The organism is Streptomyces sp. NPDC127106, from assembly GCF_042677605.1.
Classification (GTDB): Bacteria; Actinomycetota; Actinomycetes; order Streptomycetales; family Streptomycetaceae; genus Streptomyces.
On record NZ_JBHXTC010000034.1, the window covers coordinates 72,702 to 84,154 of the forward strand.

The 11,453-nt window shown below is 72.0% G+C and carries 11 protein-coding genes and 1 riboswitch; of the genes, 4 read left to right on the forward strand and 7 right to left on the reverse strand.

Going from position 1 to position 11,453, the window contains the following annotated elements; genetic code table 11:
• Positions 1–4: 4 nt before the first annotated feature.
• The 3 genes from ACFVGY_RS25335 to ACFVGY_RS25345 all read right to left on the reverse strand — a co-directional run bounded on the left by ACFVGY_RS25335 (position 5) and on the right by ACFVGY_RS25345 (position 2,806).
• A complete protein-coding gene (locus tag ACFVGY_RS25335; protein WP_385681035.1) occupies positions 5–1,423 on the reverse strand; it encodes a PQQ-binding-like beta-propeller repeat protein in 1,419 nt (472 codons plus the stop codon).
• A gap of 108 nt (positions 1,424–1,531) precedes the next feature.
• Entirely contained in the window at positions 1,532–2,104 is a 573-nt protein-coding gene (locus ACFVGY_RS25340) for a Uma2 family endonuclease (protein ID WP_385681036.1), read from the reverse strand.
• Positions 2,105–2,206: 102 nt separating this feature from the next.
• Positions 2,207–2,806 carry a phosphoribosylanthranilate isomerase gene (locus ACFVGY_RS25345; protein WP_385681038.1) on the reverse strand — a complete coding sequence of 200 codons (600 nt, stop codon included), beginning with the start codon at positions 2,804–2,806 and terminating at the stop codon, positions 2,207–2,209.
• A gap of 58 nt (positions 2,807–2,864) precedes the next feature.
• Here ACFVGY_RS25345 and ACFVGY_RS25350 point away from each other — a divergent pair, with 58 nt between their 5' ends.
• Together ACFVGY_RS25350 and ACFVGY_RS25355 are read left to right on the forward strand one after the other, a co-directional pair.
• Positions 2,865–3,296: a GNAT family N-acetyltransferase gene (locus tag ACFVGY_RS25350; protein WP_385681039.1), complete on the forward strand. Its 432-nt coding sequence runs from the start codon at positions 2,865–2,867 to the stop codon at positions 3,294–3,296.
• Between the two features lie 155 nt (positions 3,297–3,451).
• Positions 3,452–4,036, forward strand: a complete 585-nt coding sequence (locus tag ACFVGY_RS25355) for a Uma2 family endonuclease (protein WP_385681041.1) — start codon at positions 3,452–3,454, stop codon at positions 4,034–4,036.
• A 78-nt stretch (positions 4,037–4,114) separates the two neighbouring features.
• On the opposite strand, the gene groL is transcribed toward ACFVGY_RS25355, so the two are convergent.
• The 4 genes from groL to thrC form a co-directional block, all read right to left on the reverse strand.
• Positions 4,115–5,734 (reverse strand): chaperonin GroEL, encoded by a 1,620-nt coding sequence (gene groL, locus ACFVGY_RS25360; protein WP_385681043.1) that lies wholly within the window; start codon positions 5,732–5,734, stop codon positions 4,115–4,117.
• Between the two features lie 415 nt (positions 5,735–6,149).
• The gene (locus tag ACFVGY_RS25365) at positions 6,150–6,353 is read right to left on the reverse strand and encodes a cold-shock protein (protein ID WP_005315736.1); all 204 of its coding nucleotides are present in this window, start codon (positions 6,351–6,353) and stop codon (positions 6,150–6,152) included.
• Positions 6,354–6,749: 396 nt separating this feature from the next.
• Positions 6,750–7,028 carry a MoaD/ThiS family protein gene (locus ACFVGY_RS25370; RefSeq protein ID WP_179175859.1) on the reverse strand — a complete coding sequence of 93 codons (279 nt, stop codon included), beginning with the start codon at positions 7,026–7,028 and terminating at the stop codon, positions 6,750–6,752.
• 34 nt (positions 7,029–7,062) lie between these two features.
• A complete protein-coding gene (gene thrC / locus ACFVGY_RS25375) occupies positions 7,063–8,382 on the reverse strand; it encodes a threonine synthase (protein ID WP_385681046.1) in 1,320 nt (439 codons plus the stop codon).
• 17 nt (positions 8,383–8,399) lie between these two features.
• Positions 8,400–8,553: riboswitch (SAM riboswitch) on the reverse strand.
• Between the two features lie 196 nt (positions 8,554–8,749).
• Between thrC and ACFVGY_RS25380 the strand changes: the two genes are divergently transcribed.
• A complete protein-coding gene (locus tag ACFVGY_RS25380) occupies positions 8,750–9,700 on the forward strand; it encodes a glucosyl-3-phosphoglycerate synthase (RefSeq protein ID WP_385681060.1) in 951 nt (316 codons plus the stop codon).
• A 109-nt stretch (positions 9,701–9,809) separates the two neighbouring features.
• Positions 9,810–11,300: a trehalose-6-phosphate synthase gene (locus ACFVGY_RS25385; protein ID WP_385681048.1), complete on the forward strand. Its 1,491-nt coding sequence runs from the start codon at positions 9,810–9,812 to the stop codon at positions 11,298–11,300.
• Positions 11,301–11,453 lie beyond the last annotated feature (153 nt).

Consider the following 11,453-nt stretch of genomic DNA (forward strand, 5'->3'; position numbering starts at 1 on the left):
TTCGTCACCAGCCGGACGCCGGGGCCACGTCGAAGACCGGCGGCAGGCGGCCGCCGGCGTCCAGGTTGACGAACGTCCTGCCGTGGAAGGCGATCGACTCGCCCATCGGCAGGTCGCGCAGGACCGTCGACGGCCCGGCCGGCTGTCCGGTGCGCAGGTCGAGGTGCCACAGGTGCGTGTACGCGCCCTGCGTCACCACCTCGACCCGGCCGGTCCGGCCGACGCCCAGGGCGCGGACCCACATGTCGTCCTCGAAGGCCCGCGTCCACAGCAGACGGCCGTCGACCAGCGAGTACGCCTCCAACACCTCCCTCTTCTCCCGCTCCGGGACCGCCACGAGCAGCACGTCCCCGACCACCCGCCGCTGCCCGGTCGCAGCCGGGACGTACGGCGGCTCCGCCCCGCCCCCGCGCGGGCGACCCGCGTCGTCGAACAGCAGCAGCCGGTCGTTCGCGATGACCGCGGCCGGGACGGTCGACACGATGCGCGGGTACTCGGCCGGGAGCGGGGTCCGCCAGGCGACGGCGCCGGTACGGGCATCCAGTGCGAGCAGCTCGCGGCCCTCGTCCGAGCGGACCGTGACCAGGACCCGGTACGGCCCGGCGGCCACCTCCTGGACGATGGCACCGGGCCGCGTCGGCAGCGGGGCGCGCCAGCGTTCCGTGCCCTCGCGCAGGTCGTGGGCGAGGACGGCCCCCGCCGTGGCCGACACCGCGAGCGAGCCGCCCGCCGAGAGCGTGCCCGTGCCCGTGCCCGTCGGTGCCGGGACGTCCTTCGACCACCGCTCCTCGCCGGAGGTGAGGTCCACCGCCGCGATCCGGGTCCCGCACGGGCCGGCCCCCGTCGCCGTGGCATAGGCGAGGACGCCGGTGCCGGACGGGGTGTCCGCACCCATCGCGCACACCGTGGTGCCCTCGGGCGCGGCGCGGCCCCAGCTGCGGCGGCCCCCGCCGTTGTAGGCGGTCAGGCCGTCCTCGCGGACCCGGACCACCCGCCCGGAACCGGGCTCACCGGCCCAGGAGCCGAGCGGCTTCCCGGCGCCGGCCCCCTCGGGGGCCTGGTGGCCGGACAGGTCCATGTGCGGGCCGCGCATCCACGAGAAGCCATACCAGGCGGGCCACAGCGCGGTGAGGGCGACCACGACGGCCACGGTCCAGAGGGCCGCGGACCGCCGGGGACGGCCGCGCTGGGCGACCACCCACAGGACTGCCGCGACGAGCCAGGCCACCACCGTGCACAGCAGCAGCCGGCCCAGGCCGCGCGGGCAGTCCGTGCTGTTGCACACGTCGCTGACCGCGTCGACGCTCGACACCTTCGCGTACAGGACGGCGTACAGCACGGTGACGGCGCTGAACGCGCAGGCCGCGGCCAGCACGGCGCCGTCCCGGAGCCGCCTCCCGAGCGGCGGCGTCCTGTCGTCCATGATCCCCCCTTTGGCCGCAGCCTAACCGCCGGCCCGGGCGGTCCTCCATGGACTCCGGTTCCGGTCGCTAGCCGTGCTGCGGGGCCGGGAATCCGGCGGTGTCCAGCGTCAGCCGGAACGGTTCGGGAAGCTCCGCTTTCCGCCGGACGCCACCCGGTCGGCGTGCCTGTAGGCGCCCTTGTCGGGTCTCGTGAACAAGGTGCTCGTCGGGCCGTGCCGGTCGAAGCCGTCGATCAGAAGGTGCACCGGGACCGGAGCATGGCCGTACGCCCAGAGCTTCCTCGTGCGGGCGTCGTCGGCGTTGGTCCTTGAGGTGACCTCGACGATGAGCAGCGCCTCGGCGGCGTCGATCGGGTCGGAGGGGTCGGCCGCCACGTCCTCGACCAGCTCCCGCGGGGCCACCAGCACGTCGGGGACGTAGAGCTCGCCCAGGGGAGCGATGTGGACGCCCAGCGCCCGGTAGACCTCCCACTCCGGTGGAAGGAGGCTGTACAGAGCCCGCTGCACCCTGGCCACGATCCCGTTGCGATGGCGGTCGGGCGGCGGGGACAGGGTGATGCGGCCGCCGTAGACCTCGGCGCGCCAGCCCTCCGGTACGTCCAGGTCGCGCCAGGTCTGCAGCAGGTACTCCCACGCGTGGCCACCGTCGTACCGGCCCGGCCCGGGGCGCTCGTTCGGCATATGCCGAGGAGCGCACGCAGCCGGGCCTCGGGATGCAGCCGCATCCCGACCCGATCCCCCCGACGGACGGCGGGTCCCCCTCGTACCGAGGGGGCCGGGCCCCTACCCCCGGGCCGCGGCCACGAAGGCGCGGATCAGGTCCGGGGACTTCACGCCGCGCTCCCGCTCGACACCACTGGACACGTCCACACCCCACGCGCCCGTGGTCTCCACGGCCTTGCGGACGTTGTCCGGGTTCAGGCCGCCCGCCAGCAGCCAGTGGCCGCGGGGGGCGGTGAACTCCGCGGCGGCCCAGTTCCACGGCCTGCCGGAGCCGGGGTCGGGTGCGTCGATCAGGAGCAGGTCCTCGCCGTACTCCCCGCAGCGCTCCACCCGCTGCGCGGTGGCCCGCAGCAGGGTGCGGCCCTCGGCGCGCAGGGCCCCGTAGTACTCCGGGCCCTCGTCCCCGTGCAGCTGCACGCCCCGGACCCCGCTCTCCTCCGTGAGCCGCCGCACCTCCTCCACCGGCTGGCCCCGGAACACGCCGACCGTGAGGACCCCGGCCGGGACCCGCGCGGCCAGCTCCCGCGCCTCGGCGGCGCCGATCGTACGGGGGCTGCCCGCGGCGAAGACGAAGCCGACGGCATCGGCGCCGGCGGCCACGGCCGCGTCGACGTCGTGCGCGGTCTTCAGACCGCAGATCTTCACGAAGAGGTCGCTCATGCCCCCAGTGAAACAAATTACGGTGACCCGGCCCGGGCGATCTTGAAGACTGGGCACCATGACCGACACGACACACACCCTCACCACCGGCGGCCCCGACTCCGGGCTCGACGAACGGCTCGGCAAGGAGCTGGACGCCTTCAACAAGGAGGCCTCCGGAGCCGCGCCCTCCGAGTTCACGGTGCGCGTGAACGACGCGGACGGCCAGCTCGTCGCCGGGCTCAGCGGCTGGAGCTGGGGCGACCGGGCGGGCATCGCCATGGTGTGGGTGCGGGAGGACAGCCGCCGCGACGGCTGGGGCGGCAAGCTCCTGGCCGCGGCGGAGGCGGAGGCGGCGGCCCGCGGCTGCCGCACGATCATGGTGTCCTCGTTCACCTTCCAGGCGCCGGCCTTCTACGCCCGCCACGGCTACGAGGAGACCACCCGTGTCCCCGGCTTCCCCGGCGACCACGAGGACGTCTACTTCCTGAAGCCCCTCGGTCCGGCCTGACCCGACCCGGGCCGCCGCACGTTCCGGAGCGCCGCCTCCGCAGGGGTGGCCTCCGCCCGGATCCGGGCGGAGCGGCAGTCCCGCCCCTAGCCTGGGACGTGCATGCGCCGAGGCGAGCACGACCACCCCGATCCCGGACGACGACGGTGACGATCATGATCGAGCGGGACACCCCCAGAGAGACCTTGCCGCCGCCGACGTTCGAAGACCTCCTGCGCACCGTCGAGGAGATGAACACGCCAGACGGCTTCAAGGCCGAGCTCATCCGGGGGAAGATCGTCGTGTCACCGTGGTCCGAGCTGCGTTACTACCGCCCCATGCGGGTACTGCGCGAGCAGCTCGGGGCCCACGCGCCCGAAGGGCACGTGGCAGACATTGCGCCCTTCCTGTTCCGGTTCCCGGCAGTCGCGCGAGCGTACGGGCCCGAGCTCTTCGTGGCCGACGAGGCCGCCTTCAAAGAGGACGGGCGCCACGCTGACGCCGCCGCCCTGTCCCTGGTCGCGGAGTTCACCTCCGTCTCCACCAGGGACGCGGACTGGGCGGAGAAGCTGGAAGTCTACGGCCGCCTGGTACCCGTCTACCTGGTCGTCGACGTGCAGGACGCGGAGATCACCTGCTTCTCCGACCCCTCCCCGCACGGCTACCGCTCCCGGCAGACGGTTTCCTTCGGCAAGCCCCTGGACGTCCCGGAGCCGTTCGGGTTCGCGCTCGAAACCACCGGGTTCGCCTCCGGGGCGTGAAACGCCCGAGGGCGGCACGCCTTCCCTGGGGAAGGGGTGCCGCCCTCGGTCGAGAACAGCCGATCAGCGCGGGGCCGATCAGAAGTCCATGTCACCGCCCGGCATGCCGCCCGGAGCGGCGGCGGCCTTCTCCGGCTTGTCGGCGATGACGGCCTCGGTGGTCAGGAACAGCGCGGCGATCGACGCGGCGTTCTGCAGGGCGGAGCGGGTGACCTTCGCCGGGTCGATGATGCCCTCGGCGATCATGTCGACGTACTCGCCGGTCGCGGCGTTCAGGCCGTGGCCCGGGGTCAGGTTGCGCACCTTCTCCACCACGACGCCGCCCTCGAGGCCGGCGTTGACGGAGATCTGCTTCAGCGGGGCCTCGAGGGCCAGCTTGACGGCGGCGGCACCGGTGGCCTCGTCGCCCTCCAGCTCCAGCTTCTCGAAGACCGAGGAGGCCTGCAGCAGGGCCACGCCACCACCGGCGACGATGCCCTCCTCGACGGCGGCCTTCGCGTTGCGGACGGCGTCCTCGATGCGGTGCTTGCGCTCCTTGAGCTCGACCTCGGTCGCGGCACCGGCCTTGATGACGGCCACGCCGCCGGCCAGCTTCGCGAGGCGCTCCTGCAGCTTCTCGCGGTCGTAGTCCGAGTCGGAGTTCTCGATCTCGGCGCGGATCTGGTTGACGCGACCGGCAACCTGGTCGCTGTCACCGGCACCGTCGACGATGGTGGTCTCGTCCTTGGTGATGACGACCTTGCGGGCGCGGCCCAGCAGGTCCAGGCCGGCGTTCTCCAGCTTGAGGCCGACCTCCTCGGAGATGACCGTGCCGCCCGTGAGGATGGCGATGTCGCCGAGCATGGCCTTGCGGCGGTCGCCGAAGCCCGGGGCCTTGACGGCGACGGACTTGAAGGTGCCGCGGATCTTGTTGACGACCAGGGTCGACAGGGCCTCGCCCTCGACGTCCTCGGCGATGATCAGCAGCGGCTTGCCGGACTGCATGACCTTCTCCAGCAGCGGAAGGAGGTCCTTCACGTTGCTGACCTTGGAGTTGACGATCAGGAGGTACGGGTCGTCGAGGGACGCCTCCATACGCTCCATGTCGGTGGCGAAGTACGCCGAGATGTAGCCCTTGTCGAAGCGCATGCCCTCGGTGAGCTCCAGCTCCAGACCGAAGGTCTGGGACTCCTCGACGGTGATGACGCCTTCCTTGCCGACCTTGTCCATGGCCTCGGCGATCAGCTCGCCGATCTGGGTGTCGGCGGCGGAGATGGAGGCCGTGGAAGCGATCTGCTCCTTGGTCTCGACATCCTTCGCCTGCTCCAGCAGGGCGCCGGAGACGGCCTCGACGGCCTTCTCGATGCCGCGCTTGAGGGCCATCGGGTTGGCGCCGGCGGCCACGTTGCGCAGGCCCTCGCGGACGAGCGCCTGGGCCAGGACGGTGGCGGTGGTCGTACCGTCGCCCGCGACGTCGTCCGTCTTCTTGGCGACTTCCTTGACCAGCTCGGCGCCGATCTTCTCGTACGGGTCCTCGAGCTCGATCTCCTTGGCGATGGAGACACCATCGTTGGTGATCGTGGGGGCGCCCCACTTCTTCTCAAGGACGACGTTGCGACCCTTGGGGCCAAGGGTGACCTTGACGGCGTCGGCGAGCTGGTTCATGCCGCGCTCGAGACCGCGCCGGGCCTCCTCGTCGAACGCAATGATCTTGGCCATCTGAAGTGGTCCTCCAGGACTGGGGTTCCCCCTGCGCCGCTAGGCGCGCGGGGAGGGTGGATTGCTCCGGACCGCGCCTGCGCCCGCGACGGACGGCCTGCGTGCCCGGCGGTTCCTTCCCGCCGGACGCTGCGGGCCTCACCGACCCGGTCCCGTGTAGTAGCACTCTCCGCGGGAGAGTGCTAACGCCAATGATTAGCACTCGACCCCCGCGAGTGCAAGCGGCTTCGGGCATCCCCGGCCACGCCGCCGGGCACCCGCCGCGGGACGGCGCCGGATGCCGGACGCCGGAGCCGGCTCGCCGGACGGGCTGTCGGCCGCGTGCGGCCCGGGACGCACGAAGGGCCCGCACCCCTCCTCAGGATGTGGACCCTCGTGTACGCGTCGGTGGCCGGTCGTGCCGGTCGCGCCGGTCTCAGACGGCGAGCTTGACCATGTCCGCCTGCGGGCCCTTCTGGCCCTGCGAGATCTCGAACTCGACCCGCTGACCCTCTTCAAGGGTGCGGTATCCGTCCATCTGGATGGCGCTGTAGTGGACGAACACATCCGCACCACCGTCGACCGCGATGAAGCCGTAGCCCTTCTCCGCGTTGAACCACTTGACGGTGCCCTGAGCCATGCCTAACTCCCCTATTACTGGCCCTTGCGCGGGAACGCACTTCGCGGTCCCGGGTCAGAACTTGCGCCGGAACGCCTCGACCGCGGCTGAATGTATCTGCACCGGTGCTGTCTGCAACAGGTCAATCCGACGAGAATTCCGGTCACACCGAAAGAGGGAAATAGGCCGAAAATTTATCGTATTCCCGGGCAACTCGGACCTGGCATATCGCGCCAAAGCCCCATACCGCACGCGCACATTGACTCAATGTCACCCCTCGCGGGGCCCGCTCATATGCGGCGGGCAAGAACAACGGAGGGGGCTTCCCCAACTCTACCGCGCCCAACCAAGCAGAATTACCCCCTCCGCTTAATGCCGGAGGGGGTAATCCCGGGTACGACGTATCAGGCGTACGCCTCAGCAGCCGCCGGCGACCGCCGGGATGATCGAGACGCCCGCACCGTCCGGGGTGGCCGCCTGCAGGCCGCCCTCGAAGCGCACGTCGTCGTCGTTCACGTAGACGTTCACGAAGCGGCGCAGCTTGCCCTGGTCGTCGAGGACGCGCGCGGCGATGCCGGGGTGGTTCTGCTCCAGCGACGCGATGACCTCGGCGAGGGTCGCGCCCTCGGCCGGGACCTCGGCCTGGCCGCCGGTGTAGGTGCGCAGGATGGTGGGGATGCGGACGTTGACGCTCATGGCGCTACTGCCTTTCCGGTAGAGCGGGGGATGGTCAGGCCAGGCCGGCGGCGCGGAACGCGTCCAGGCTGGGGCGGATGGTGGCCGTCTGCCCGCTGTCCGCGGCCACCGCCTCCAGGGTCTTCAGGCCGTCGCCCGTGTTGAGGACGACGGTGGTCAGCGCGGGGTCGAGCTGCCCGTTCTCGATCAGCTTCTTCGTCACGCCGACGGTCACGCCGCCCGCGGTCTCGGCGAAGATGCCCTCGGTCCGGGCCAGGATCTTGATGGCCTCGACGACCTGCTCGTCCGTCACGTCCTCGACGTAGCCGCCGGTGCGGCGCGCGATGTCCAGCACGTAGGGGCCGTCGGCCGGGTTGCCGATGGCGAGCGACTTGGCGATCGTGTTCGGCTTCTGCGGGCGCACCACGTCGTGGCCGGCCTTGAAGGCGGTGGACACCGGGGAGCAGCCCTCGGCCTGCGCGCCGAAGATCTTGTACGGCTTGTCCTCGACCAGGCCGAGCTTGATCAGCTCCTGCAGACCCTTGTCGATCTTCGTCAGCTGGGAGCCGGAGGCGATCGGGACGACGATCTGGTCGGGGAGCCGCCAGCCGAGCTGCTCGCAGATCTCGTACGCGAGCGTCTTGGAGCCCTCGCCGTAGTACGGGCGCAGGTTCACGTTGACGAAGCCCCAGCCCTCGCCCAGCGGGTCGCCGATGAGCTCCGAGCAGAAGCGGTTCACGTCGTCGTAGTTGCCCTCGATGCCGACCAGGTCGCCGCCGTACACGCCGGCCATGACGACCTTGCCCTGCTCCAGGTCGTGCGGGATGAACACGCAGGAGCGGAAGCCGGCCCGGGCGGCGGCTGCGCCGACGGCGCCGGCCAGGTTGCCGGTGGAGGAGCAGGAGAGCGTGGTGAAGCCGAAGGCGCGGGCGGCCTCGACGGCGATCGCGACGACGCGGTCCTTGAAGGAGTGCGTCGGGTTGCCGGAGTCGTCCTTGACGTACAGCTTGCCGGTGACGCCGAGCTCCTTGGCCAGGTTCTCGGCGTCGACGAGCTGGGTGAAGCCCGGGTTCAGGCTGGGCTTGGCGGCCACGTCGGCGGGGACGGGCAGCAGCGGCGCGTACCGCCAGATGTTGTTCGGACCGGCCTCGATCGCGGCGCGCAGGGCCTCGGCGTCTTCGGACGACCCGGTGCCGGCCGGGAACGCGTACGCGACCTCCAGCGGGCCGAAGCACTCGACGCACGCGAAGACCGGGCCGAGCTCGAAACGGGTACCGCACTCCCGACACGACAGGGCCGAGGCGGGACCGAGGTCGACGGAGGGCGCGGCGTCGGAGGGTACGGCGGCAGGGGTGGCAACGGTCTGTGCAGCCATGATGGCGAGGCCCTTTCTCCTCATCTTCCCCATGGCGCATTTCGCCATGAGACGGAATTGGCACCTTCCCTAGCCGGGGACCTCGCTGCTGCTGCACGCAGGCGCGGGAAACCGACTGGAGGGTTGCCGGGGCTTCAACGGGCCGTGTCCCTCTGCCCCTCTGGATGAGCGGTATGGCGCCGGTCCGCGCGCTCGTGGCGCGCCGACGCGTTTGTCCGCGGGACCCCCGGCATGCGGCGGTCCTTCGCGTTGTTCAAGACTGTAACCGAAGGCTCGGGCAGTTGAGACGGCTGTCCGATGCGCGAGATGGATCGCTTTTGAGCCGGAACAGCCGGTCACGCAGCCGAAGGAACAGGGAGTGCCGAACGTGCTGGAAGAGGTGGAGCGCTGGCTCGCGGACCGCTCCTGGTCCGTTGCCGACCGACCGCTCGACCAGCTCCTCGCCGCGAAACGGGCGTCGGGCACGACGGTCAGCGTCGTCCTGCCCGCGCTCGACGAGGAGGCGACGGTCGGCGCGATCGTCGAGGTCATCCGGCGCGATCTCGTCGAACGGCCGGCCTTCCCGCTCGTCGACGAACTGGTGGTCGTCGACTCCGGCTCCACCGACCGCACCGCCGAGGTCGCCGCGAAGGCCGGCGCCCGCGTGGTCCACCGCGACGCGATCCTGCCCCGCATCCCGGCCCTGCCCGGCAAGGGCGAGGTGCTGTGGCGCTCGCTGCTCGCCACCACCGGCGACGTCGTCTGCTTCGTCGACGCGGACCTGCGGGACTTCTCGGCCGCCTTCGTCACCGGGATCGTCGGCCCGCTGCTGACCGAGCCGGACGTGCAGTTCGTCAAGGCGATGTACGACCGGCCGCTCGGCGACGCCCCCGGACAGGGCGGCCGGGTCACCGAGCTCGTCGCCCGGCCCCTGCTCAACCTGCACTGGCCGCAGCTGGCCGGCTTCGTCCAGCCGCTGGGCGGCGAGTACGCCGTCCGCCGCTCGCTGCTGGAGCGGCTGCCGTTCCCCGTCGGCTACGGCGTCGAGCTGGGCCTGCTGGTCGACGCGCTCCACACGGTCGGGCTGGACGCCCTCGCCCAGGTGGACGTCGGCGTACGGCTCCACCGCCACCAGGACGGGCAGGCACTCGGCCGGATGGCCGCGGCGATCTACCGGACGGCGCAGCTGCGGCTCTCGCGCGGGCACCTGGTACGGCCCGTGCTGACGCAGTTCGAGCGCGGCCCGGGCGGGTTCGTGCCGCGCACGCACGCCGTGGACACCGAGGAGCGGCCGCCGATGACCGAGATCGAGGAGTACGCGGTCCGGCGCGTCGCCTGACGGCGGGCGGCACGACGGTGTCAGGGGGACGGTGTCAGGGGCGCGTCAGGGGGCACACCGGGGTGAGAACGGACGTTTGAGGCGGGGCGGGCCGGGCTAGGTTCGCCGCATGGCTTCCCACGTTCTCGTCGCAGCCAACCGCGGACCGCTCTCCTACGCCCTCGATGCCGACGGCACCCTCGGCGCCCGGCGCGGCGGGGGCGGCCTCGTCTCCGGCCTGTCCGCCGCTCTCGCCGAGCAGCCCGACGCGCTGTGGATCTGCGCCGCCCTGTCGGACGCGGACCGCGAGGCCGTCCGCCGCGGCGTCGCCGAACCCGGCGTGCGCATGCTGGACATCGACCCGGCCGTGTACGACGCCGCCTACAACGGCATCGCGAACTCGGTGCTCTGGTTCACCCACCACCACCTGTACGACATCCCCCGCACCCCCGTCTTCGACGCCGCCTTCCGGCGCCAGTGGGCGGCGTACACCGGCTACAACCGGGCCTTCGCACGGGCACTGGCCGAGGAGGCGGCCCAGGACGCCTGCGTGCTCGTCCAGGACTACCACCTGGCGCTCGTGCCGGGGCTGCTGCGCGAGCTGCGGCCCGACCTGCGGATCGCCCACTTCACGCACACGCCGTGGGCGTCGTGGGAATTCCTCGACATGCTGCCCGACGACATCCGGCGCGAGCTCGTCTGGGGCATGCTCGGCGCCGACCTGCTCGGCTTCCACACCTGGGCCTGGGCGCACGCCTTCCTCAGCTGCGCCCACCTGGAGGACGAGCGCGGCATCGCCGATCCGCTCATGCCCGCGGGGACGGGCGGCGAGCGGTACGTGCAGAAGGCGATGCGCGGCCCGGTCCGGCACCGGCGCACCGACGTCGCCGTGTACCCGCTGGGCGTGGACGGCGACGAGCTGCGCCGGCTCGCGCACCGGCCGGAGGTCGACGACCGGCTGGCGGGACTGCGCGCCGAGATCGGGGACCGCAAGACGATCGTCCGCGTCGACCGGACGGAGCTGTCGAAGAACATCGTGCGCGGGCTCCTCGCCTACCGGGAGCTGCTGATCACCTACCCGGAGTGGCGCGGGCAGGTGGTGCACCTGGCCTCCGCGTACCCCTCGCGGCAGGACCTGGAGGTCTACCGGTCGTACACGGCGGCCGTGCGGGACCTGGCCGCGGAGATCAACGCGGAGTTCGGCACGGCGCAGTGGCAGCCGGTGCTGTTGTCGGTGCAGGACGACTTCGCCCGGTCCCTCGCCGTGTACCGGCTGGCGGACGTGGCGCTCGTCAACCCGGTCCGGGACGGGATGAACCTCGTCGCGAAGGAGATCCCGGTGGTGTCGGAGCAGGGCTGCGCGCTGGTGCTGTCCACCGGGGCGGGGGCGTACGGGGAGCTGCGGGGCGATGCGGTGACGGTGAACCCGTACGACGTGACGGAGACCGCGGAGGCGTTGCACGCCGCGCTGTCCATGCCGGGCGGGGAGCGGCTGGAGCGGACGAAGCGGCTGGCCGTGGCCGCCACGGCCCTCCCGCCGGCCCAGTGGTTCACGGCCCAGCTGGCTGCCCTGCGGGCCGGCGCCGGGGGGGCTGAAGAATCCGCCCCGCGCGGCACTTGAGCGCACCGGGCGCACAACGCCCGAAACACTCCAGCCCGCGCGGCGTTTGAGCGCACCGGGCGCGCAGCGCCCGAAACACTCCAGCCCGCGCGGCGTTTGAGCGCACCGGGCGCGCAGCGCCCGGAAAGGGGCCCGGGGGAGAGCCCCGGGGTG

Coding starts and splice junctions, on each gene's coding strand:
- thrC (WP_385681046.1), bottom strand. CDS start 8,382: ATGGCTGCACAGACCGTTGCCACCCCTGCCGCCGTACCCTCCGACGCC.
- ACFVGY_RS25365 (WP_005315736.1), bottom strand. CDS start 6,353: ATGGCTCAGGGCACCGTCAAGTGGTTCAACGCGGAGAAGGGCTACGGC.
- ACFVGY_RS25335 (WP_385681035.1), bottom strand. CDS start 1,423: ATGGACGACAGGACGCCGCCGCTCGGGAGGCGGCTCCGGGACGGCGCC.
- ACFVGY_RS25370 (WP_179175859.1), bottom strand. CDS start 7,028: ATGAGCGTCAACGTCCGCATCCCCACCATCCTGCGCACCTACACCGGC.
- ACFVGY_RS25345 (WP_385681038.1), bottom strand. CDS start 2,806: ATGAGCGACCTCTTCGTGAAGATCTGCGGTCTGAAGACCGCGCACGAC.
- ACFVGY_RS25385 (WP_385681048.1), top strand. CDS start 9,810: ATGGCTTCCCACGTTCTCGTCGCAGCCAACCGCGGACCGCTCTCCTAC.
- ACFVGY_RS25340 (WP_385681036.1), bottom strand. CDS start 2,104: ATGCCGAACGAGCGCCCCGGGCCGGGCCGGTACGACGGTGGCCACGCG.
- groL (WP_385681043.1), bottom strand. CDS start 5,734: ATGGCCAAGATCATTGCGTTCGACGAGGAGGCCCGGCGCGGTCTCGAG.
- ACFVGY_RS25350 (WP_385681039.1), top strand. CDS start 2,865: ATGACCGACACGACACACACCCTCACCACCGGCGGCCCCGACTCCGGG.
- ACFVGY_RS25355 (WP_385681041.1), top strand. CDS start 3,452: ATGATCGAGCGGGACACCCCCAGAGAGACCTTGCCGCCGCCGACGTTC.